The organism is Pseudomonas sp. fls2-241-R2A-110 (assembly GCF_030209165.1).
Lineage (GTDB): Bacteria > Pseudomonadota > Gammaproteobacteria > Pseudomonadales > Pseudomonadaceae > Aquipseudomonas.
The window spans coordinates 102,294-123,805 of record NZ_JARVSN010000003.1; the positions used below are offsets into that span (position 1 = coordinate 102,294).

A 21,512-nucleotide genomic window follows, 5' to 3' on the forward strand; every position below is an offset into this window, starting at 1 on the left:
GTACTGAATCGGTACTGCCGCACCCTTAGCTATTCTGAATGCTTCGCAGGAAAAACCTTTGATCTCTACAGCTAACATCACGATGCAGTTCGGCGCCAAGCCGCTATTCGAAAACGTTTCGGTCAAATTCGGCGCGGGCAACCGCTACGGCCTGATCGGTGCCAACGGTTGCGGCAAGTCGACGTTCATGAAAATCCTCGGCGGCGACCTTGAGCCATCCGGCGGGCAGGTCATGCTCGAGCCGAACGTGCGTCTGGGTAAATTGCGCCAGGACCAGTTCGCCTACGAAGAATTCACCGTCATCGACACCGTGATCATGGGTCACGAAGAGCTGTGGAAGGTCAAGGCCGAGCGCGACCGCATCTACTCGCTGCCGGAAATGACCGAAGAAGACGGCATGGCCGTGGCCGAACTGGAAACCGAGTTCGCCGAAATGGACGGCTACACCGCCGAATCCCGTGCCGGCGAACTGCTGCTGGGCCTGGGTATCGGCATCGAGCAGCACTTTGGCCCGATGAGTGAAGTGTCCCCGGGCTGGAAACTGCGCGTTTTGCTGGCCCAGGCGCTGTTCTCCGATCCTGAAGTGCTGTTGCTCGACGAACCGACCAACCACCTGGACATCAACACCATTCGCTGGCTGGAAAACATTCTGACCCAGCGCTCCAGCCTGATGATCATCATCTCTCACGACCGTCACTTCCTGAACAGCGTGTGCACCCACATGGCTGACCTGGATTACGGCGAGTTGCGCCTGTTCCCGGGCAACTACGACGAGTACATGACCGTGGCGACCCAGTCCCGCGAGCAGCTGCTGTCGGACAACGCCAAGAAGAAAGCTCAGATCTCGGAACTGCAATCGTTCGTCAGCCGCTTCTCGGCCAACGCCTCGAAAGCCAAGCAAGCGACCTCCCGCGCCAAGGCGATCGACAAGATCCAGCTGGCCGAGGTCAAGCCTTCGAGCCGTGTGAGCCCGTTCATCCGTTTCGAACAAACCAAGAAGCTGCACCGTCAGGCAGTTATCGTCGAGCGCATGGCCAAAGGCTTCGATGGCAAGACGCTGTTCAAGGACTTCAGCTTCCAGGTTGAAGCCGGCGAACGCGTGGCAATCATCGGCCCGAACGGTATCGGCAAGACCACCCTGCTGCGCACCCTGGTCAACGAACTGACCCCGGATGCCGGCACCGTGAAGTGGACCGACGCCGCGGAACTGGGCTACTACGCCCAAGACCACGCGCATGACTTCGAAGACGACTGCAACCTGTTCGACTGGATGGGCCAATGGACCCAGGGCGGCGAGCAAATCGTTCGTGGCACCCTCGGCCGCATGCTGTTCTCCAACGACGAGATCCTCAAGTCGGTCAAGGTCATCTCCGGTGGTGAGCAAGGTCGCATGCTGTTCGGCAAGCTGATCCTGCAAAAGCCAAACGTATTGATCATGGACGAACCGACCAACCACTTGGACATGGAATCCATCGAGGCGCTGAACCTGGCGCTGGAGAACTACCCGGGCACGCTGATCTTCGTCAGCCACGACCGTGAGTTCGTATCGTCCCTGGCCACCCGCATCATCGAGCTCAGCCCTAGCGGCGTGATCGACTTCAGCGGCACCTATGACGACTACCTGCGTAGCCAGGGCGTTGTGTTCTAAATAGCTGCTGAAACTGAAAAGCCCTGTCCATGTGACGGGGCTTTTTGCATTTCAGGATCGACAGTTTTTCTGGTGCTGAAACCATCGTCGGAACGCCGCCCGGAGCCAGCTCTCTCCCACAGTTGACCGCGTTCCCCTGTGGGAGCGAGCCTGCTCGCAATGAGGCCCTCAAGCCAATAAATAATAGTTAGCCTGCTTTCTTTTGTTTCAGGCCCACGCCATGATGCAGTTCTCCCACCGCCGCCCGCGAACGAGCCCTCATGTCTGCGCAGCAACTGCCCCCGCAAAGCTCCATGGCGATCACCCTGCAGATCGTCTCTATCGTTTTCTATACCTTTATTGCGTTCCTCTGCATCGGCCTGCCGATTGCGGTGTTGCCGGGTTACGTCCATGAGCAGTTGGGTTTCAGCGCGATCATCGCGGGCTTGACCATTGGCTCGCAGTACCTGGCCACCCTGCTCAGTCGCCCGATGGCCGGGCGCATGTCGGACACCATCGGCACCAAACGGGCGATTGTCTACGGGTTGTCGGGGATCGTGCTGAGCGGCGTTCTGACGCTGATTTCAACGTTGCTGCAAAGCTATCCGTTGCCAAGTTTGTTGATCCTCATTGCCGGTCGCTTGTTGCTGGGGATCGCACAAGGATTGATCGGCGTGGGCACAATCAGTTGGTGCATGGGCCAGGTCGGCGCCGAACACACGGCCCGGTCGATTTCGTGGAACGGCATCGCGTCCTACGGTGCCATCGCCATTGGCGCGCCTTTGGGCGTGGTGATGGTCAGTGAATATGGCTTCGCCAGCCTGGGGATTGTGCTGTCACTGTTGGCCCTGGCGGCGTTGCTGCTGATCCGCAACAAACCTTCAGTGCCGGTGATTCGTGGTGAGCGCCTGCCGTTCTGGGCGGTGTTCGGGCGGATCGCTCCGTTTGGTGCGAGCCTGAGCCTGGCTTCGATCGGTTACGGCACCCTGACCACCTTTATTACGCTTTATTACGTAAGTCGCGGCTGGGCCGGCGCCGCTTATTGCCTCACGGTGTTTGGTGTTTGCTTCATTCTGGCGCGGCTGCTGTTCATCTCCAGCATCAGCCGCTTCGGCGGCTTCACCTCGGCCATCGCCTGCATGACCATCGAAACCCTGGGCCTGGCGCTGCTGTGGCTCGCGCCCACGACCGGTTATGCGTTGATCGGCGCCGGCCTGACCGGGTTTGGTTTGTCGCTGGTCTATCCAGCACTGGGTGTCGAGGCAATCAAGCAAGTGCCCAACGCCAGTCGCGGCGCGGGCTTGAGTGCCTATGCGGTGTTTTTTGATCTGGCGCTGGCGATTGCCGGGCCGCTGATGGGCGCGGTGGCCTTGAACCTGGGGTATTCGTGGATCTTCTTCAGCGCGGCGCTACTGTCAGTGACAGGCCTGGGATTGACCCTATTGCTCAAACGCCGCGCAATGACCTGACCCCATAGGGGTCCCGACAACTATTGATCGGCGGTTTGCATGCCGGCGCGGCTTGGCTTGCCGAGAGCATGTGAGAAGAATCGATCGGCTTCGGACACCATGTTGCGGTGGATGTCTTTGCGGTCGACGCCGTCAGCATCGGTGCACAAGGCCGGCATGGCGATGATTTGTTCTTCATTGCATGGCGCCAGGAACACGAAGTGCCCTGCCCCGGCCAGCAATTTGAAGTCGGGCGCGATTGGCAGTTTGCGCGCCAGCGCCGCGGCGTTTTTGTCGTAGGCCACCAGTTTGTCGCCATCGCCACTGTAAAGCAGCACGGGCACATGCACGTCGGCCAAGGTCTGGCGGCCGAATTTCAAACTCAGCGGCGCCATCAACAACAATGCATGGACGCGTGGATCGGCCACCGGCCGCAAGTCATCGCGATCGACGATCAGCTCACCTTTAGTGTTACAGGCATCGCGGTCGTCCGGACGTTCCTGGCAATAGCGGCGAAGACGGTCCAGGTCAGGCGTGGCGCCGGACAGGATCAACGCCGTCTCGCCACCCGCCGAGTATCCGATCACGCCCACTTGGTCGGCATTGACGAAAGGCGAGAGCATCCGGTCGCCGAGGGTCGCGGTAATGGCTTCGGAGATCTGGATAGGCCGGCCGTACAGATTGCTTAACGTACCGAGACGGCTATGGTCTTTGGAGTTGTCGCCAGGATGGATCACCGCCACCACCACAAACCCTTTGCGCGCCAGCGAGGTCGCGAGGTCGTGAAGGGCCAGCGGGGTTCCGGTGTTGCCGTGGGACAGCATCAGCATCGGGAAACGCCCGATGGCAACTCGGGTGTCTTCGCCGGCTTCGACGGTGTACCCCTCAAGCAGGCTGGAGTGTTCCCTGTCGCTCGAGGGATAGAACGCGATGGCGCGCATCGGCTGCAAATCCAGAGGGTCGAGAAAAGTCATCTCATGGAAACCGACGCTCCAGTGAGGATGCGGCGCAGGCGCGGCGTGCACTGAATTCAGGCTGCTGAGCAGGCAAATCAGTAACGTTGCACAAAGACGCACCATTGGATGCCCTACCCTTTGTTACTTGACCGGAAAGCCCGTTCTTCTCGAAACAGCGAGAAAGCGGCCTTGAACCCGCGATTGCAGTTACCAAGGACGTTACAGAACGGGGACGTTAACCCTCGACTGCATAACCTGGGCCACAACCTGAAACGGCCAGAAACAAAAAACTCCGTATCTGACACTTGCGTGATCAGAATACAGAGTTTTTTGGGGGTTGCCTGAGCTGTTTGTCGTCTTTACGCAAGCTTTACGCGGCGGCGAACAATTGCTCGCTGATTTGCGTGTGAGCGTCGCTCATGGCTTTGGTGCGCACTTCATCACCGTAAGCCAGGCCGTGGGCACGAACGAACTCGATGTCGGTGATCCCGATGAAGCCGAACAACACCTTCAGGTAGTCTTCGTGGGCAACGCCACTTGCCTGGCCGACATGCAAGCCGCCGGAAGTGGAGACAATCACGACTTTTTTGCCACCGCACAGGCCTTCAGGGCCGGCTTCGGTGTAACGGAAAGTCTGACCGGCAACGGCAATGCGATCGATCCAGGCCTTGAGTTGGGTCGGGATGGTGAAGTTGTACATCGGCGCGGCAATGACGACGGCATCGGCAGCCAGGAATTCGGCCAGGGTGGTGGCGCTCAGCTCGGCTTCGTGCTGTTGGGCGGCGTTGCGCAGTTCAGCAGTGGTGCCTGCCGCGACTAGGGTCGTGGCGGAGAAATGGCTGATGGCATCAGCGGCCAGGTCGCGGTAAGTCACGACAGCAGTAGGTTCCGCGGCTTGCCAGGCTTTAACAACTTCGGCGCTCAACTGACGGGATGCCGAGTTGTCACCAAGAATGCTCGAATCGATATGCAACAATTTCATGTGGGATCTCCAGGTGAGGATCGCCACGGGGCGATCTGATGGGGTTGATCCTACAGGTGAAACCAATAGCTGATTAGCCCGCAATAATGCGATAGTTCGTCTCACTGATAGAACAATCGGACGCCATCCATGCAAGACCTCAATGACCTCTACTATTTTGCCAAAGTGGTCGAAGCCGGTGGCTTTGCTGCCGCCGGGCGACTGCTGGGGATTCCCAAGTCCCGGTTATCGCGTCGTATCGCCGAGCTGGAAGAACGCCTCGGCGCGCGCCTGCTGCAACGCACCACCCGGCAACTGAAGCTGACCGCCGTGGGAGAACGTTACCTGCGCCACTGCCAGGCCATGCTGCTGGAGGCCGAGATGGCCGATGAAGCCGTGGCCAGTATGTCCAGCGAACCCCGTGGACGCTTGCGCGTGTCCTGCCCGGTCGGACTGGCCCACGAGATGCTGCCATCGGTAATCAGCAAGTTCCTGGAAAAGTACCCTCAGGTCCAACTGGAAGTGATGCTGCTCAATCGCCGCGTCGACCTGGTGAACGAAGGCGTCGATGTCGCACTGCGGGTGCGCGAACTGGGCGATGAGGATCCGTTGCTGGTGACGCGGCGTTTGCGCCAGGCGCAGATGGCGATGGTCGCCAGCCCGGCCTTCCTGCATGGGCGCGCGATCAACCACCCCGATGACCTGAAAACCCTGCCCGTGCTCGGCGCGCTGGAAGCCGACCGCCTGGTGCACATCCGCATGCTCGATCAACAGGGCAAAAGTGTTGAATTGAGTCTGGAGGCGCGATTGGGTATCGACGATTTCATCGTGCGCAAAGCCTGTACCCTCGCAGGCCAGGGTTTCACCATGCTGCCGATGATGTATTGCGAGCAGGAGCTGGAAAACGGCGCACTGGTGCAGTTACTGCCCGATTGGTCGCTGCCTGGCGGCTGGCTGCAAGCGGTCTACCCTCATCGGCGCGGGGTGATGCCGGCGGTACGCGCCTGGATCGACCATTTGATCGAATCATTCAATATGTGTGGGGACCGACTGATATGAAGGCTGGACGCATGAGCGAAGAGGATGTCGCGCAATTCTGTCTCGCGCTGCCCGGCGCTCGGGAAGACTACAAGTGGGGAGGCGTTCGGGTGTTTTCGATTGCAGGCAACAAGATGTTCGCCTTGCAGAACCTGCGCGGCGAATCCCTGGCGTTCAAGGTCGACAAGGACCTGTTCCTGGGGCACTGCGACCGTCCGGGGATTCACCCGGCGCCGTATCTGGCGCGGGCGCAGTGGATCATCATGCAAACGCCCTACCCGCTGGCTAGCGAAGAGCTGCAAGGGTTGCTGCAACGTTCCCACCAATTGGTGGTGAGCAAACTGCCCAAGCGCACCCAAATCGGGTTGCTGCTGTAAGGCCCGCTCTTTCAGCCCAGGGCAAACAAGTTCGCACCGAGGAACAGTTGGTCGATCCAGAAGACCTGGTGCATCAGCACGATGAGCCAGAACACCAGTTGAAACGAGACCTTGCGGGTCTTGTGCCGAAACACTTGCTGTGCCAGCAAGGCGCCCGGCCAGCCGCCCGCCAGTTCCACCGCGTGCAAGACGTTTTCCGGGGTGCGCCAACTGTCGGCACGCGCCTTGCGCTTGTCACTCCAGTACAGAAAGAACGCCAGCACGCTGACGATGCCGTAGGCCGCCAGGGGAATCAGCGAAACCCCACGCAACCATAACCGCACCGAGCCGGTCAGCGGCAGCGCGCACAGGATCACCAATACCAGCAGTTTCAACCGCGGATACTGGACCCGCTCTCCCCCGGACCGGCGTCCGGGGTTGTTGCGCGCGCTGGAGTCACTCATGGGCGCGCCGCGGCCCAGTCGACCCAACCGAACTGCCAGGTGGCCAGGATGAGCAGTCCGAACACGATGCGATACCAGGCGAACGCGGCATAGCTGTGGCTGGCGATGAACTTGAGCAAGGCTTTGACGGCAATCATCGCGAAGATGAACGCGGTCACGAAGCCGATGGCGAACACCGGCAAATCCGCCGGCACAAACAGGTGACGGTATTTAAAGCCCGAGTACACCGCCGCCGCGACCATGGTCGGCATGGCCAGGAAAAACGAGAACTCGGTTGCGGTCTTGCGCGACAGTCCGAACAACAAGCCACCGATGATGGTCGAGCCGGAACGCGAAGTGCCGGGAATCATCGCCAGGCACTGGGCGAAGCCGACTTTCAATGCATCTTTCCAGGTGATCTCGTCCACGGTTTCAGCGTGTACTTCATGCTGACGCTGCTCGGCCCACAACATGATGATCCCGCCCACGACCAACGCCGTTGCGACGGTAATCGGGTTGAACAGGTATTCATGAATCAGGTTGGAAAAGAGTACGCCCAACACCACGGCCGGCATAAAGGCGATCAGCAGGTTGGCAGTAAACCGGCGAGCGCTGGGCTGCGTCGGCAAACCGGTCACCACGTCGAGGATCTTGCGGCGAAACTCCCATACCACCGCCAGGATTGCCCCCAGCTGGATAATGATGTTGAACGCAATGGCCCGTTCACCGCCAAAGTCGAGCAAATCCGCCACGATGATTTGGTGGCCAGTACTGGAAATGGGCAAAAACTCAGTCAGCCCTTCTACAACCCCAAGAATCAATGCCTGAAAGGCGGTCCACAGATCCATCAATCCCCCAAAGGCATGCGAAAAGGCGTGCCCCATAAATTTTTTAAGCGTTGACTGCGCCAAGCGTAGCTGAAGTCCGCGCGCTGAGGATCCAGACACTCCGGTAAAAATCCCGTGAAAAATCAACTTGGATTCAGGTTTCTTCGCGCGGGGCCGAAATCCTATCAGACAAGCCACGATAACGCTGCCGCGTCATGAGACTTGGGTCGCATATGCCCGATAGGCCAAAGCGTGGTTGGATGCTGGCCATCGTTTATTACAAGAACAAGAACCGGAGTGACAGCGTTATGAACAGCTTGCGCAATGTGTCGATCAGCCGACGTTTGTGGCTCATCCTGATCGTCTCGGTGGTGATGCTATTGACGTTGGGCGTGCTGATGCTCAAGCAGATCCACGACGACCTTTATCAGGGCAAGGCTCAGAAAACCCAGCATGTGGTACAGACTGCCAGCGGCATTTTAAGCTACTTCCATGACCTGGAAACGGCCGGCACGCTGACCCGCGAAGCTGCACAGAAGCAAGCGCTGTCGGCCGTTCGCGGGTTGCGTTATGACCAGAATGACTATTTCTGGATCAACGATTTGACGCCTGTGATGATCATGCATCCGGCCAACCCAAAACTGGATGGCCAGAACCTTTCGGCGATCCGCGACCCGGACGGTTTTGCGCTGTTCAACGAAATGGTGGCCGTCGCCAAGGCCAAGGGCGCCGGCACGATCAACTACCGCTGGCCAAAGCCGGGTGCCAGCGCCCCGGTCGAGAAAACCTCCTACGTCAAACTGTTCGAACCATGGGGTTGGGTGATTGGTTCTGGTGTCTACATCGATGACATGCAGGCCGAGTTCTATGGCCAGGTGTGGCAGGCTTCTGTCGTCGGCCTGGTGATTGCGCTGATCATGGCGTTGCTGGTGATCATGATTGCGCGCAGCATCGTGCGCCCGCTCCAGGACACCGTAAACGCCATGGCCAATATCGCCAGCGGCGAGAGCGACCTGACCCGCAGCCTCGACACCCACGGCCGCGATGAAGTCACTCAACTGGCTCGCCACTTCAATGCGTTCACCGCCAAGCTGCGAGGGGTGATCAGTCAACTGCAAGTCTCCGCCAGCGCGCTGGGCCAGTCGTCGAGCGACTTGGGCAACGACGCGGCTCAGGCCCAGCAACGCAGTCAGCAACAATCCCAGCAAATGGAGCTCGTGGCGACCGCGATCAACGAAGTCACTTATGGCGTGCAGGATGTGGCCAAGAACGCCGAGCATGCGGCCAGCGAAATGCGCGATGCCGAATCTCAGGCACAACAGGGACAAATCAACATTGATGGCAGCTTGCAGCAGATCGACAAACTGTCCGGCACCATCGATCAAGCCGTCGAGGTGATCCGCACCCTGGCCGCTGAAAGCACGCAGATCGGGAGTGTCCTGGAGGTCATCCGCTCCATCGCCGAGCAAACCAACCTGTTGGCGCTCAACGCGGCGATCGAAGCGGCACGGGCCGGTGAGCAAGGCCGTGGCTTTGCGGTGGTGGCCGATGAAGTGCGCCTGCTGGCCCAGCGTACCCAAAAGTCCACGGCAGAGATCCAGTCGATGATCGAACGCCTGCAAAACCATTCCGAAGCAGCGGTCAAAGTGATCGGCGACAGCAGCCGCGCCTCGCAACTGACCATTGAACAGGCAGGCCTGGCCGGGGCCAGCCTGAATGCGATCGGGCAAGCCTTGCGCAATCTCAATGGACTGAATGCCTCGATTGCCAGTGCGACGTTGCAGCAAGCCCATGTGGTGGAAGACATCAATCAGAACGTCACGCAGGCTGCGGGGTTGTCCCACAGCACGGCGTTGGCGGCCGAGCAATCGAGTATGGCCAGCGTTCGGCTCAAGGACTTGAGCGAGCAGTTGAACGAATTGCTCAAGCAGTTTCGCGTGTAGCAATGCCCCTGTAGCAGCTGCCGCAGCTGCTACAGGCGGTTCTACTTGGCAGCGCCTGCCGGTACAATCCGCCCCCTCTTCGATTTCCCCAAGGAACCCCCATGTCCGGGCTTGAACTGTTTGCCGCCGCCCTCGGCGTGATCGCCGTCTGGTTGACGGTCAAACAGAACCCCTGGTGCTGGCCGATTGGCCTGGTCATGGTGCTGCTTTACAGCTGGATCTTTTTTGAAGTGAAGCTGTATTCGGACATGCTCCTGCAAGTGATCTATGCCGCGCTGCAGCTCTATGGCTGGTGGCAGTGGACCCGCGCGGGTGAGGCGAATGCCGGTCGGCAAGTCAGTCGACTCGACGCAAAATCAATCGCCTCGGGCCTTGCGGTCGGCGCCATCGGCAGCCTGCTGCTGGGTGCTGCCATGGCGCACTGGACCGATGCCGCGCAGCCTTGGCTTGACGCTGCACTGACCGGATTCAGCCTCGTGGCGCAACTGTGGATGGCGCAAAAACGCGTGCAGTGCTGGCCACTGTGGATCACCGTCGATGTGATTTTCGTCGCACTGTTCATCTATAAAGGCATGTACTTGACCGCCTCGCTCTACGCCCTTTTCCTGCTCCTGGCTGTGCAAGGCTGGCGTGAATGGCGCGCCGACCCGGCGTTGCGCACATGAAAGTGCTGGTGCTTACAGGTCCGGAATCCAGCGGCAAAAGTTGGCTTTCGAGCGAGATTCACGCCAAGTTTGGCGGCATATTGGTCAGTGAGTACGTTAGGCACTTTATCGACAGCGAAGCCCGAGAAACCCGCTACGATGACATCTCGGTGATAGCTCATGGCCAACTGACCTGGGAGGATGAAGCTCGCGCCCGACAACCGTCACTGTTGATTCTCGACACGCACCTGTTGAGCAATATCCTCTGGAGTCACACGCTGTTTGGCGCTTGCCCGCCGTGGATTGAGCAAGCGTTGCTGGCGCGGCGTTACGACCTGCATTTGCTGCTCAGTCCTGAAACCGTTGCCTGGTATGACGACGGGCAGCGTTGCCAACCGCAATTGGCAGAACGCCAGGCGTTTTTCCAGGCCAGCCGCCAATGGCTTGACCAGCACCGCCAGCCTTGCCGGGTAGTGGAAGGTGACTGGAAACAGCGACAGCAAGCGTCATTCGAGGCGGTAACGCATTTGCTCAACGCCTGACAGGGCTTGCCCGCCTTATCGCAACTGTCCATTTTTGAAACACCTCTGCTTGCGCAAACCCGCGATTTAAAGCGGCCCCTTCACGCCAGCAAAAAAATGTTAAGCCGCTGATACAACCTGCATTCAAAGCCCTTAGCGAGCAGCGCCGCCAGTATTGACGGCGCTTTTGCGTGGCTCTGTTTCAGCGGCTTTACACATTTTTTTTGACTGTCTCGATAATTAAACCCAACCCGCTGTTTTTAAAAGAAAAGTAAAAACCGGCACACCTTCTGCTCTCTACCTCGCAACGCTGAAAAGGGCCAGCGTCCAATTACAGAAGGAATTGCCGCCGTGGGGAAATTTGATAACAGCATCTTTAGCCTCTTGCTGATCGGATGCGCACTGGGCTCAAGTGTCTGCCTGCCCGTACAGGCTGACAACGGCATCATCACCATCAAACGTGATGTCCAGCCCCGCAACGCAACCGTTCCTCCATTGATCCCCGACCCGAGCCCCACAACCGTCAACGCCAACCCGTCCAAACAAATCCTCAGCCAAACGAACGAGCTGAGCGACGGCGACTTTGCCAATGTCGCCAGTGGTGCAGGCATCTCCCGCCTGGTCACTCAAAACACCAACAATCTGGGCGGCAATATCAGCAGTCAGAGTCAGCTTTCGAACCTCCCTGCCGGACGTTCGGGAAACTCGGGCAGCGGCATCGCCAACATGGTCAATTCAAACGTCCAGCAGGGCCTGGGTGCTCTGAAAATCATAACGGGAGACCGTTGAGATGAATCGTTCGCTGCTGATTATCGCCATGTTTTGCAGTGCATCGACATTCGCCCAACCTCCTGTCATCAACAACGCCGACATCGACGGATCGGGCGCTCAGTACCAAGGCAACTTCACGGTCAACCAGGCTGCGGGCGACCAGCAGCAACAGGCCAATGCCCGTGCTTTTGCCATTGGTCATGATGCCAACGCGACCACACAAATTCGCCAACGGCTGCGCTCTGTGGTCGATCCCAGGATCGATGCTCAGTCCAGCATCCAGGGCAACTCCTTCAGCCACGGCAACGGCGCACTGGGCGTGAACCAGAGCGCGGGCGCCAGCAACCAGCAAGCCAACGCACTGCGCATCAGCATTGGTACGCAGCCGCAAAGTATCGACGACAGTGTCCTCAAGCAACAGAACGTGGCGCTGATCAACAACTCCGATGCAACTGACTCTGCACCCGGCTATCGCCAGGTCGCTACCAGCGATCAGGCCTTCACCGGTAGCCGTGGGGTGATTCAGTTGAATCAGAGCGCGGGGGTGGGTAATCGAATGGCAAACACCCTCAGCGTACGGGTCGCGGATTGACCCAAACAGGTAGAAACAACACTTAACCTAAAATAAGTACGGAGAATCACCATGAAACCTTCGATGGCAATCAAGCCTCTGGTTTTCGCAATTGCTGCGGTCATGGCTGTTGCTGTACAAGCTGGACAGACTGATGACCACCATCATGGCCACAATGGCCACAATAATGGTCATCACACCCCTCCTCCAACCAAAATCCCGGTCTACGCGACGGCGAATGCGTGGGATAACCAAAGCAGTACCAACAATCGCATCCGTAACGAAGGGACTGTCAACGACGCCAGCATGAGCAGTTCTGCCACAGGCACCAGCGGCAACGTCGGCGTCAACGTGGCTGCCGGCGACGGCAACCAACAAGACAACGCCGCCGCCATTGCTAACGCCGCAGCCGCTGCTACCGATAACAGCTTCGTGTTCGGCACCGCCTCCGCTACCGCAAGCGTCAAGCAATACAGCAACGGCAACAAGGTATACAACTACGGCAGCACTGCCTCTGCCAACATGAGTGGATCGGGCAACAGCGGCAGCGGCAACATGGGTATCAACATTGCTGGCGGCGACCTGAACCAACAGAAAAACACCATGGCAATTGCCAATACCAATGCTCCACTGGGTAACGCAACTGCTACCGCCTCCGCCGACCAACAAGGCCCTGGCCTCGTTGTGGAAAACAACGCTGATCGGACTTACCGTGTAGATACGCTGACCGTTACCCAAACAGCCAGCGGCAGTTTCTCCAAGGACAAGTCGTTTGAGGCAAAAGGAAGCAACAGCTCTTCTTCGAGCTTTGACGTGAGTGGTTCGAAGAGCTTCGATGCCAGTGGCTCTAGCTCCTCTCATGCAAGCGGTTCCTCGAGCGCTTCTTTGAACGCTTCCTTGAGCGCTACTCTGGACGCTGCGGTCGAAGCGTCGAAAAATGCTTCGTGGGATTATGGCCATCACCATTCGGGCAGCAGCAGCTCGTCTTCTGACGCTTCGCTGACTGCATCGCTCGATGCCTCGCTCAACGTATCGGTCGATAAGTCGTACGACAAATCTCACGAAAAATCGTTTGAGAAATCGTTCAACTCTTCCTTCGAAAAATCGGGCAGCAAATCGAAAGAGTCCCAGTACGATAAATCGAAAAGCTTCAGTGAAAGCAGCTCGTATGATTTGAGCAAAACCTACTCTTATCAAGTGCTGACTCCAACTGGCTGGGCCAACCCTGTGACCAACACTGCAACCCTGAGCGGTTCGGTGAATGGCGGCAGCGGCAACCTCGGCGTCAACGTAGCTGCCGGTGTGGGCAACCAACAAAGCAACTCGCTGGCCATTTCCAACAACTCGTTCTAACTGCTGACGGTGGAGGCCCCCTTACGGGGGCCTTTTTCAGCCACAACCTGAAGGCACCCCACCATGCGCATTATCATCTTGGCATTTTTGCTTTGCGTAGCCAGTGTGAGCGAGGCTGCACAAATGCCACTTTCCGTCCTGCCGGGCGGCGCGGTGGTGTACAAACCGGTCCAGAGCATACGTGAGCGTAAATTTGCCGACCTGGTGCAACAAAAAACCGACTTCAGTTGCGGTGCCGCTGCGCTCGCGACCATTTTGCGCCAGGCCTATTGGCTGGACGTGAATGAAGAACAGATCATCGAAGGCATGTTGGCACACTCCGATCAAAACCTTGTCCGCGTCCAGGGCTTCTCCATGCTCGACATGAAGCATTACGTGGAAAGTATCGGCATGCGTGCCCGCGGCTACCGGGTAGCCAATGAAACGTTGAGCGAAATCAAAATCCCCGTTGTGGTTCTCATGGATATCCGCGGCTACAAACATTTTGTGGTCTTGCAAAGAGTTCATGACGACTGGGTCTATATCGGAGATCCGGTACTGGGTCATAAACGTTACAAACTTGACGACTTTATCAAAGGCTGGAACGGCATCGTATTTGCCGTTATCGGTCAGGGCTATGACAAAGCCAATGCGTTGCTCGACCCACCCCTGCCACTGACCGCCAAGAACCGCATCAACGCTTTCAGCCCGGTGCCGGATGCCGAGTTGATGGACTTCGGATTCATCCAAAGCGATTTCTTCTAATGATAAGGAGCATGAAGCTCCGGGAGCATCCAATGAAGACTCCAATCTGGCTGGCCGTTGCCTGTCTGGCCGCCAGCCTGCCAACCCAGGCACAACCTTTCAAACCCATCGAACTGAAGGATCAGGAACTGGCCACCCTGCGCGGCCGCTTTGTCATGCCGGGAAGAATCGTCAGTTTCGGCATCGTCATGACCAGTAGTTGGCAAAATGCCAACGGTGAAGTAATCGGCGCTACTTCATCGATGCAAATCCAACAATCAACCATCAAGCCACAGTTTTATGTATCAATGATCAATGAAAAAGGCAGTGGTTCAACGCACTCACAAAGCTCCGGTACCGGTACCGGTAGCGTCACGGGCGGCAGCGGCCTCAACAGCACCGAAGGCGTCACTCAAGTCGTACGCGCTGCCGGCGACAACAACACGGCCTACAACAACGTTGATATCAACGTCTCAAAGGCTAACCAGGCGCCAGTAACGCAACAACAGGGCCAGGCATTGGCCGCAGGCTCGACGTTATCCGGCACCAACGGCGCGGGTTCGCTGAGCGTTTCCTCAACCGGCTCGGGTGTGCAACTCAACATCGTGGCCAATAACAATCAGGGCAATACCATTCAACGCCTGGCCCAAGGTGGCCTGATGCAGAACACCACATTGCTGGGTAGCAGCAACCAGGTCCGTAATCTAACCTCATTCAATGTCGTATTGCGTGACAACGTGCCGTCAGCCGGATCGGTGAGCGGCAATCTCGATCAACTCAAAGGTCTTCGCGCGCTCGGATTCTGATCTACGCTCAGTCTCATCGGAAGTCATTTGAAGGGACGGCTAACCCATGCATCGATCGCTAACGCTCAGAGCTATAGTCTGTTTAAGTAGCCTGACCCCGGCAACACTGCTTTACGCAGCACCGGACCCTCAGGTCGAATTATTAAAACAAGAACTCATGGAGTTGAAACAGCGTTACGAAGCACAACAGAACGCGCTGATGGTCCTTGAACAGCGCGTTCGCCAAGTCGAAGAAACACCAGCGACACCACCGCCCAAACGTCTGACCAAATCCCCTGCCGAAAAGGTCAAGGGCGGTCAGACGGTGGCGACCGGTGCGCCGGGAACCACAGGCAGTTCATATGGACAGGCGCTCAAGGACGACTCTGAACCTGCACAAAGCGTGTCCAACCTGTATGACGAAGCCAGCGGCTTCTTCGGGGGTGGCAAGTTCAGTTTCGAAACCGGCGTGACCTACACCCACTACGACACCCGTGCCTTGACGCTCAATGGCTTCCTGGCGCTGGACTCGATTTTCCTCGGCAACATCAACCTTGACCGTATCAAGGCGGACAACTGGACCCTGGACCTGACGGCTCGCTATAACGTGGCACAACGTTGGCAGTTCGACATTAACGTTCCCGTGGTGTATCGCGAATCGACGTATTCCTCCGGTGGCGCTGGTGGTGCAGGCCCGGTGACGTCTGACGCAACCGTGACCCGCGACCCCACCATCGGTGACGTCAACGTCGGCGTGGCTTACAAGTTTCTCGATGAGTCGGTCAACCTGCCCGACGCGGTCGTGACACTGCGCGTCAAGGCACCAACCGGTAACGACCCTTACGGCATCAAGCTGGTCAATGACCCTAATAACGATAACCTTTCGGTGCCCCAGAGCTTGCCTACCGGCAATGGTGTCTGGTCGGTCACTCCGGGAATCTCGCTGGTCAAGACCTTCGATCCGGCGGTGCTGTTCGGCAGCCTGGCCTATACCTACAACATCCAGGACTCTTTCAGCGACATCAGCCCTCAGGTCAACTCCAAGGTGCCTGGGGATGTGAAACTGGGCGATTCCTGGCAGGTCGGCGCCGGTATTGCGTTCGCCTTGAACGAGAAGATGAGTATGTCTTTTTCGTTCACCGACCAGTTCGCTCGCAAGAGCAAAATCAAACCGAACGGTGGCGAGTGGCAATCGATCACCAACAGCGACTACAACTCGGCTAACTTCAACATCGGCATGACACTGGCCGCCACCGACAAGCTGACGATTGTTCCCAACCTGGCCATTGGCCTGACGGAAGACTCGCCAGACTTTTCCTTCAGCCTTAAATTCCCGTACTACTTCTGATACGGCGCCCACAAAAAACCCGCTTTTCGGCGGGTTTTTTGTTGCTCGCTACACGGGTTAAAAAGCATTTACCAACAACTTTTCACTAAAAATGGCCACTCAACGTATCTGGTGTTTGTGCAGCAAACGGTAGAACGTCGGCCTGGAAATCCCGAGTACCTTGGCGGCAATACTCAGATTATCGCTGTGGCGGTTAAGCACGTCGCACAGGGCCTGGCGTTCTGCGCGGGTCTTGTAGTCCTCCAGCGTGCCCATCGGTGCGGGAATGGCGTGCTGGCTGATCAGCCCCAGATCCCGGGCTTCGATCTGCCGGCCCTCGGCCAGTACCAACCCGCGACGAACCCGATTGGCCAGCTCGCGAACATTGCCCGGCCAGTCATGTTTGCCCATGGCAATCAAGGCGTCGTCGCTGAAGCTGCGTGGGCGGCGGCCGGTTTCATGGCTGTAGAAATGGGAAAAGTGGTTGGCCAGCATCGATAAATCACCATGGCGCTCACGTAATGGCGCGGTGACGACTTGCAGCACGTTCAGGCGGTAGTACAAGTCTTCACGAAAGCGTTTTTTCTCGATCGCCGCCTCAAGGTCAACGTGAGTCGCCGCCAATACCCGCACATCCACCGGAATCGGCTGGCTGCCGCCGACATGCTCGATGTGTTTTTCCTGGAGGAAGCGCAGCAGATTGGCTTGGAGTTCCAGGGGCAAGTCACCGATTTCATCGAGAAACAATGTACCGCCGTTCGCTGCTTCGATGCGTCCGACCTTGCGTTGATGGGCGCCAGTAAACGCGCCCTTTTCGTGGCCAAACAATTCGGACTGGATCAAGTGTTCGGGGATTGCACCGCAATTGATCGCCACGAACGGTTTGTTGTGGCGCTGGGACTGTCGGTGCAGGGTGCGGGCCACTAACTCCTTACCAGTGCCGCTCTCGCCGCGGATCAATACCGGGGATTCGGTAGGCGCCAATTTGCTGAGCAGTTTGCGCAGTTCGCGAATCGGCTTGCTGTCGCCAAGCAACTCGTGTTCGGGCTGATCGATATGAATCGTACCCTGCCCTCGCAGGCGCGCCATGCCGAACGCTCGTCCCAGCGTGACTTGTACCCGCGAAACGTCAAACGGCAAGGTATGGAAGTCGAAAAACCATTCGCAAACAAAGTCGCCGACATTCTGCAGCCGCAGGACTTCTTGATTGAGCACGGCGATCCACTCGGTGCCGCTGTGGCTGATCAGCTCTTTGACGGCTTCCGGGTGTTCCAGATGAAAAGGTTGTAATCGCAACAGGCCAACGTCGCAGGTGCGCTCGGCCGCGTTCTCCAAGGTGCAGCTATCAACATCCCAACCGACAGAGCGTAAACCCGGCAACAGACGATGGCAGTCGTCACACGGGTCCACTACTAACAGACGTCGCAACGCGGGCGTTTCGATCATGACTGTTCCTTGGCGCCAAATTTGAGAAATATTATTAAAAACAGTCGTTTGGCGGGCCTGGCTGTAACATTAGCAAGAATTTGACGGTGCCTTGTACCGTTTGTCTATAGGGTTGTTAGTTAATTAGTTATAAGAAGGCGCTTTGTTAGTTGCCTAACGAGTTCAACCTTTCATTAAGCTTTCAAAAACGCCTCACTCAATGAGTATATGAAAGAAAGTTGAAATTTCTGCCGAATCTGTGTGACCTGCCCCCCGGTTGCGGGCATCAGTACAAGTAACCAGCCGAACGGTAAGCCCAACCGACGGCCTGTCACCTGATTGGGCATAGAGAGAGAAGATCCCATGACCGCCCCGCTCCGTATCAACGAAGCTCTTTTGATTGCCGACCGCGCATTTAAGCCCTTTAAATGCGTAGCCTGGGCGCCACAAGACGGTAACGGCGAACTCAGCCTGACGGTGATCGATCGCACCAGCACCCCACTGGGCCGCACACAGATCCCGAGCAGCGCCTACACCGACCCGACGCAATTGGAACACCTTCTTGAAGAGGCTCGTACCGAACTGAGCCAGGAAGGTTACATACTGCAATCGTGGTCGATGCCACACTAAACAACGTGTGTTAATGCTTTAAAAAAAGATCGTCCAGGCCGCGCCGGGACGATCTTTTTTGCTTTATTACTTGGCAGGCTTGCCACTGGTTCGAAAAGACACTGTTCTGGCACATAACGACCCTCCACCAGTTAGTTGTGACCGTTGTGCTATCGATCATTCAAGGATTGAATGTTTTGCACTGGCCATTCCCCTCCCGCCCCCGGGAGTAGGTCAGCTCGCAAGGAGGTGCGCGCATGCCACACCAGACTGCTGTTGCCCTGCCTGCATCGCCTTACACTGCCGGCCAACTCGACAAGCGCTTCGCCTGCACTGGCAAAACCCAAGTGTATTTCGCCGGCAGCACTTACAGCATCGCCAACAGCGTGGCGATTGATGCACAGGGTCGTGTGCTGGTGGCGGCGAAAGTCGGCACTCGCAGTGGTCATTACTTCGGCCTGGCCCGTTTGCTGGCCGACGGCTCGGCGGACCTGTCTTTTGGCGCTCACGGGAGCGTTATCGGGCCATTTCAGCGCGGTCATGAAGCTATGGCGGGCAGCGTTCAGGTCCTGGCCAACGGCAACATCCTGTTGGCCGGCCTGCACTATGAAGATGCCCATCGAACACTGCCTGCCCTGGCACTCTTCGACGAACAAGGCCGCCCGGTCCACGGTTTTGGCGACAAGGGTTACAGCGTCATACGTCTACCAGGGAATCTGTCCCAAGGCCGGCGCGATGCCTCTGGGCCTTTTGGCAGACCGGGGGCTGAGACCTGTGCTGTGAAGGTGCAAGCTGACGGCGCGATCCTGTTGCTGGCCAATCACTATTTTGAACAAGCCGATCACGCTGGCCTGTTGATACGCCTCAACGCCGTGGGCGAACCGGACACGACCTTCAATGGCCGCGGCTTTGTCATGGTCAGGCATTTGCTGATGAATTCCTGGCTCAGCAGTCTGATGCTGCAGGCGGACGGCCGAATCATGGTGGGCGGATCGATCAGTTTCCCCGAACAAGCCTTGCTGGCGCGCTATCTGCCCGACGGCAGCCTGGATGAGCGCTTCGCCGTCGATGGTCTGATGACCTTCGATATCCAAGGTAAAAGCGCGCACATCAGCCAGATCGTGCAACTGGAGAATGGCGATTTGCAGTGTTTTGGCAGCAGCCGCGAACCGATGCATTGCCTGGCGCTGAAAGTGCACAGCAACGGCCGTCCGGATATCCATTGCAACAATGGCCAGCCACACTTGCTGCACATTGGCCGCAACCCCAGCCAATGGAACGCCGCCCAGTTGCAGCCAGATGGCCGGGTGCTGGCGGTCGGTGGCACCCTCGACGGGGTTGAAGCCGGCTTTTTGCTGGCCCGGTATCTACCCGCTGGACAGCCGGACCCCGGCTTTGCCGAAGGCACCTGTTGGGTCCGTACCCCTCTTGGTCTTAGCCTGGACATGGCCACCTCCGTGGCCGTTCAAACTGACGGAGGTATTGTTGTCGGCGGCTATTCGCTGGACGGCAATTACCGAGCGGTTGTCGTTCGTTATCTCAGTTGAGCCAACTTGTTGTTACACACTTGATCTTCCCTGTCGCTTCCGGCAACTTGCGCGCTTCTTAAGACAAGGAGTAGCCGATGTCCGGCTCAATGGCTCAGGCCTTCGCGCACAACTTTCTCGGCCACTCTCCCCGCTGGTACAAAGCAAGCATTGTCAGCTTCCTGATAATCAATGCATTGGTGTTATGGACAGTCGGGCCAGTGGCGGCCGGTTGGCTGTTGGTGCTGGAGTTCATTTTCACACTGGCCATGGCGCTCAAGTGTTATCCGCTGATGCCTGGTGGTTTGCTGCTGATTGAAGCGCTGCTGCTGAAAATGACCACGGCGCAGGCACTTTACGATGAACTGGTGCACAACTTTCCGGTGATCTTGCTGCTGATGTTCATGGTGGCGGGCATCTACTTCATGAAAGACCTGCTGCTGTTTCTGTTCTCGCGCCTGTTGCTGGGCGTGCGCTCAAAAGCGCTGCTGGCCTTGATGTTCTGCTTTCTCTCGGCGTTTCTGTCGGCGTTCCTCGATGCCTTGACGGTGACGGCAGTGATCATCAGTGCCGCCGTTGGCTTTTATTCGGTGTATCACCGCGTCGCCTCGGGCAATGACCCGCGCCAGGACAGCGAGTTCGGCGATGACCAGCACCTGCCCACACTCCATCATGGTGACCTTGATCAATTTCGCGCGTTCCTTCGCAGCCTGCTGATGCACGGCGCCGTGGGCACGGCGTTGGGTGGTGTCTGCACGTTGGTCGGCGAACCGCAAAACCTGCTGATCGGCCACGAAATGGGCTGGCACTTTTCCGAGTTCTTTCTGAAGATTGCCCCGGTGTCGCTCCCGGTGCTGGCTGCAGGTCTGGTGACCTGTGTGCTGCTGGAGAAGCTGCGCTGGTTCGGTTACGGCACGCTGCTGCCGGACAACGTGCGCACGGTGCTGGCCAACTACGCCGACGAAGACAACGCACAACGCACTTCACGTCAGCGCGCCGCCCTGTTGGTCCAAGGCGCGGCGGCGTTGATCCTGATCGCCGGGTTGGCTTTTCATATTGCTGAAGTCGGGCTGATCGGGTTGATGGTGATTGTGTTGATCACCGCATTCACCGGGATTACCGAAGAGCATCGCATCGGCAATGCATTCAAGGACGCCATGCCGTTTACCGCATTGCTGGTGGTGTTTTTCGCAGTGGTCGCGGTGATTCACGATCAGCAGCTGTTTACGCCGCTGATCCAGTGGGTGCTGGCGCTGCCGGCCGATCAACAGCCCGGCATGTTGTTCATCGCCAACGGCTTGCTGTCGGCGATCAGCGACAACGTGTTTGTGGCAACCATCTACATCACCGAAGTGAAACAGGCGTTCATCTCCGGCCACATGAGCCGTGAGCACTTCGAAACGCTGGCGATTGCGATCAATACCGGGACGAATCTACCGAGCGTGGCGACACCCAATGGTCAGGCGGCGTTTCTGTTTCTGCTGACGTCGGCGATTGCACCGCTGATCCGCCTGTCGTACGGGCGGATGGTGTGGATGGCATTGCCTTACACCGTCGTAATGGGGGTTCTTGGCTGGTACGCAGTGAGTTACTGGCTGTAAACACCGACCCACTGTGGGAGCGAGCCTGCTCGCGATGAGGCTGTGTCAGTCAAAATT

Annotated in this window: 21 protein-coding genes; 16 read left to right on the top strand and 5 right to left on the bottom strand. The window is 57.8% G+C overall.

The features are described 5' to 3' along the window. Nucleotides 1-58 precede the first annotated feature (58 nt). Both QRN31_RS01730 and QRN31_RS01735 read left to right on the top strand, forming a co-directional pair. Nucleotides 59-1,648 carry an ABC-F family ATPase gene (locus tag QRN31_RS01730; RefSeq protein ID WP_080943075.1) on the top strand — a complete coding sequence of 530 codons (1,590 nt, stop codon included), beginning with the start codon at nt 59-61 and terminating at the stop codon, nt 1,646-1,648. Between the two features lie 260 nt (nt 1,649-1,908). Next, nucleotides 1,909-3,096: an MFS transporter gene (locus tag QRN31_RS01735; protein ID WP_285429784.1), complete on the top strand. Its 1,188-nt coding sequence runs from the start codon at nt 1,909-1,911 to the stop codon at nt 3,094-3,096. Between the two features lie 20 nt (nt 3,097-3,116). On the opposite strand, the gene QRN31_RS01740 is transcribed toward QRN31_RS01735, so the two are convergent. Beyond that, on the bottom strand, nt 3,117-4,154 hold the full coding sequence (locus tag QRN31_RS01740) for an alpha/beta hydrolase family protein (RefSeq protein ID WP_285429786.1): 1,038 nt from the start codon (nt 4,152-4,154) through the stop codon (nt 3,117-3,119). 247 nt (nt 4,155-4,401) lie between these two features. Continuing rightward, entirely contained in the window at nt 4,402-5,013 is a 612-nt protein-coding gene (locus tag QRN31_RS01745; RefSeq protein WP_285429787.1) for an FMN-dependent NADH-azoreductase, read from the bottom strand. Between the two features lie 129 nt (nt 5,014-5,142). On the opposite strand from QRN31_RS01745, the gene QRN31_RS01750 reads away from it, so the two are divergent. Both QRN31_RS01750 and QRN31_RS01755 read left to right on the top strand, forming a co-directional pair. Further along, nucleotides 5,143-6,051 (top strand): LysR substrate-binding domain-containing protein, encoded by a 909-nt coding sequence (locus QRN31_RS01750; RefSeq protein WP_285429788.1) that lies wholly within the window; start codon nt 5,143-5,145, stop codon nt 6,049-6,051. Next, nucleotides 6,048-6,407, top strand: coding sequence for an MmcQ/YjbR family DNA-binding protein (locus QRN31_RS01755; RefSeq protein ID WP_285429789.1), 360 nt, complete (start codon nt 6,048-6,050; stop codon nt 6,405-6,407). The genes QRN31_RS01750 and QRN31_RS01755 overlap by 4 nt, the downstream gene beginning before the upstream one ends. A gap of 11 nt (nt 6,408-6,418) precedes the next feature. Here the strand turns inward: QRN31_RS01755 and QRN31_RS01760 are convergent, their stop codons facing one another. Both QRN31_RS01760 and QRN31_RS01765 read right to left on the bottom strand, forming a co-directional pair. Then, nucleotides 6,419-6,850, bottom strand: a complete 432-nt coding sequence (locus QRN31_RS01760) for a DUF1294 domain-containing protein (protein ID WP_285429791.1) — start codon at nt 6,848-6,850, stop codon at nt 6,419-6,421. Continuing rightward, a complete protein-coding gene (locus QRN31_RS01765; RefSeq protein ID WP_222586980.1) occupies nt 6,847-7,677 on the bottom strand; it encodes an undecaprenyl-diphosphate phosphatase in 831 nt (276 codons plus the stop codon). The genes QRN31_RS01760 and QRN31_RS01765 overlap by 4 nt, the downstream gene beginning before the upstream one ends. Nucleotides 7,678-7,964: 287 nt before the next feature. Here QRN31_RS01765 and QRN31_RS01770 point away from each other — a divergent pair, with 287 nt between their 5' ends. From QRN31_RS01770 to fapF, 9 genes are all read left to right on the top strand, one after another. Further along, on the top strand, nt 7,965-9,599 hold the full coding sequence (locus tag QRN31_RS01770; protein WP_285429793.1) for a methyl-accepting chemotaxis protein: 1,635 nt from the start codon (nt 7,965-7,967) through the stop codon (nt 9,597-9,599). A 101-nt stretch (nt 9,600-9,700) separates the two neighbouring features. Continuing rightward, the gene (pnuC, locus tag QRN31_RS01775) at nt 9,701-10,264 is read left to right on the top strand and encodes a nicotinamide riboside transporter PnuC (protein WP_285429795.1); all 564 of its coding nucleotides are present in this window, start codon (nt 9,701-9,703) and stop codon (nt 10,262-10,264) included. After that, on the top strand, nt 10,261-10,785 hold the full coding sequence (locus tag QRN31_RS01780) for an AAA family ATPase (RefSeq protein WP_285429899.1): 525 nt from the start codon (nt 10,261-10,263) through the stop codon (nt 10,783-10,785). Before pnuC ends, QRN31_RS01780 begins: the two co-directional genes overlap by 4 nt. A gap of 330 nt (nt 10,786-11,115) precedes the next feature. After that, nucleotides 11,116-11,553, top strand: a complete 438-nt coding sequence (fapA, locus tag QRN31_RS01785; RefSeq protein WP_285429797.1) for a functional amyloid chaperone FapA — start codon at nt 11,116-11,118, stop codon at nt 11,551-11,553. A 1-nt stretch (nt 11,554) separates the two neighbouring features. After that, on the top strand, nt 11,555-12,127 hold the full coding sequence (fapB, locus tag QRN31_RS01790) for a fibril amyloid subunit FapB (protein WP_285429798.1): 573 nt from the start codon (nt 11,555-11,557) through the stop codon (nt 12,125-12,127). A 51-nt stretch (nt 12,128-12,178) separates the two neighbouring features. After that, a complete protein-coding gene (fapC, locus tag QRN31_RS01795) occupies nt 12,179-13,459 on the top strand; it encodes an amyloid-like fimbrin subunit FapC (RefSeq protein ID WP_285429800.1) in 1,281 nt (426 codons plus the stop codon). A gap of 63 nt (nt 13,460-13,522) precedes the next feature. After that, complete coding sequence (fapD, locus tag QRN31_RS01800) at nt 13,523-14,203, top strand: fibril amyloid maturation endopeptidase FapD (RefSeq protein WP_285429801.1); 681 nt, start codon at nt 13,523-13,525, stop codon at nt 14,201-14,203. Between the two features lie 32 nt (nt 14,204-14,235). Further along, nucleotides 14,236-14,988 carry a fibril amyloid subunit FapE gene (gene fapE, locus QRN31_RS01805; protein WP_285429802.1) on the top strand — a complete coding sequence of 251 codons (753 nt, stop codon included), beginning with the start codon at nt 14,236-14,238 and terminating at the stop codon, nt 14,986-14,988. Between the two features lie 46 nt (nt 14,989-15,034). Further along, entirely contained in the window at nt 15,035-16,315 is a 1,281-nt protein-coding gene (gene fapF, locus QRN31_RS01810; RefSeq protein WP_285429804.1) for a fibril amyloid transporter FapF, read from the top strand. Between the two features lie 99 nt (nt 16,316-16,414). On the opposite strand, the gene QRN31_RS01815 is transcribed toward fapF, so the two are convergent. Further along, entirely contained in the window at nt 16,415-17,740 is a 1,326-nt protein-coding gene (locus QRN31_RS01815) for a sigma-54 dependent transcriptional regulator (protein WP_285429806.1), read from the bottom strand. A gap of 342 nt (nt 17,741-18,082) precedes the next feature. On the opposite strand from QRN31_RS01815, the gene QRN31_RS01820 reads away from it, so the two are divergent. From QRN31_RS01820 to nhaB, 3 genes are all read left to right on the top strand, one after another. Next, nucleotides 18,083-18,349: a hypothetical protein gene (locus QRN31_RS01820; RefSeq protein WP_285429808.1), complete on the top strand. Its 267-nt coding sequence runs from the start codon at nt 18,083-18,085 to the stop codon at nt 18,347-18,349. Between the two features lie 236 nt (nt 18,350-18,585). Beyond that, nucleotides 18,586-19,875, top strand: a complete 1,290-nt coding sequence (locus QRN31_RS01825) for an NHL repeat-containing protein (RefSeq protein WP_285429809.1) — start codon at nt 18,586-18,588, stop codon at nt 19,873-19,875. A 77-nt stretch (nt 19,876-19,952) separates the two neighbouring features. Further along, nucleotides 19,953-21,455 (top strand): sodium/proton antiporter NhaB, encoded by a 1,503-nt coding sequence (gene nhaB, locus QRN31_RS01830; RefSeq protein ID WP_285429811.1) that lies wholly within the window; start codon nt 19,953-19,955, stop codon nt 21,453-21,455. Nucleotides 21,456-21,512: the final 57 nt, after the last annotated feature.

What these genes read in the sequence shown, in the direction of transcription:
- QRN31_RS01735 (WP_285429784.1), top strand. Translation starts at nt 1,909, where the DNA reads ATGTCTGCGCAGCAACTGCCCCCGCAAAGCTCCATGGCGATCACCCTG.
- QRN31_RS01740 (WP_285429786.1), bottom strand. Translation starts at nt 4,154, where the DNA reads ATGGTGCGTCTTTGTGCAACGTTACTGATTTGCCTGCTCAGCAGCCTG.
- QRN31_RS01745 (WP_285429787.1), bottom strand. Translation starts at nt 5,013, where the DNA reads ATGAAATTGTTGCATATCGATTCGAGCATTCTTGGTGACAACTCGGCA.
- QRN31_RS01750 (WP_285429788.1), top strand. Translation starts at nt 5,143, where the DNA reads ATGCAAGACCTCAATGACCTCTACTATTTTGCCAAAGTGGTCGAAGCC.
- QRN31_RS01755 (WP_285429789.1), top strand. Translation starts at nt 6,048, where the DNA reads ATGAAGGCTGGACGCATGAGCGAAGAGGATGTCGCGCAATTCTGTCTC.
- QRN31_RS01760 (WP_285429791.1), bottom strand. Translation starts at nt 6,850, where the DNA reads ATGAGTGACTCCAGCGCGCGCAACAACCCCGGACGCCGGTCCGGGGGA.
- QRN31_RS01765 (WP_222586980.1), bottom strand. Translation starts at nt 7,677, where the DNA reads ATGGATCTGTGGACCGCCTTTCAGGCATTGATTCTTGGGGTTGTAGAA.
- QRN31_RS01770 (WP_285429793.1), top strand. Translation starts at nt 7,965, where the DNA reads ATGAACAGCTTGCGCAATGTGTCGATCAGCCGACGTTTGTGGCTCATC.
- pnuC (WP_285429795.1), top strand. Translation starts at nt 9,701, where the DNA reads ATGTCCGGGCTTGAACTGTTTGCCGCCGCCCTCGGCGTGATCGCCGTC.
- QRN31_RS01780 (WP_285429899.1), top strand. Translation starts at nt 10,261, where the DNA reads ATGAAAGTGCTGGTGCTTACAGGTCCGGAATCCAGCGGCAAAAGTTGG.
- fapB (WP_285429798.1), top strand. Translation starts at nt 11,555, where the DNA reads ATGAATCGTTCGCTGCTGATTATCGCCATGTTTTGCAGTGCATCGACA.
- fapC (WP_285429800.1), top strand. Translation starts at nt 12,179, where the DNA reads ATGAAACCTTCGATGGCAATCAAGCCTCTGGTTTTCGCAATTGCTGCG.
- fapD (WP_285429801.1), top strand. Translation starts at nt 13,523, where the DNA reads ATGCGCATTATCATCTTGGCATTTTTGCTTTGCGTAGCCAGTGTGAGC.
- fapE (WP_285429802.1), top strand. Translation starts at nt 14,236, where the DNA reads ATGAAGACTCCAATCTGGCTGGCCGTTGCCTGTCTGGCCGCCAGCCTG.
- fapF (WP_285429804.1), top strand. Translation starts at nt 15,035, where the DNA reads ATGCATCGATCGCTAACGCTCAGAGCTATAGTCTGTTTAAGTAGCCTG.
- QRN31_RS01815 (WP_285429806.1), bottom strand. Translation starts at nt 17,740, where the DNA reads ATGATCGAAACGCCCGCGTTGCGACGTCTGTTAGTAGTGGACCCGTGT.
- QRN31_RS01820 (WP_285429808.1), top strand. Translation starts at nt 18,083, where the DNA reads ATGACCGCCCCGCTCCGTATCAACGAAGCTCTTTTGATTGCCGACCGC.
- QRN31_RS01825 (WP_285429809.1), top strand. Translation starts at nt 18,586, where the DNA reads ATGCCACACCAGACTGCTGTTGCCCTGCCTGCATCGCCTTACACTGCC.
- nhaB (WP_285429811.1), top strand. Translation starts at nt 19,953, where the DNA reads ATGTCCGGCTCAATGGCTCAGGCCTTCGCGCACAACTTTCTCGGCCAC.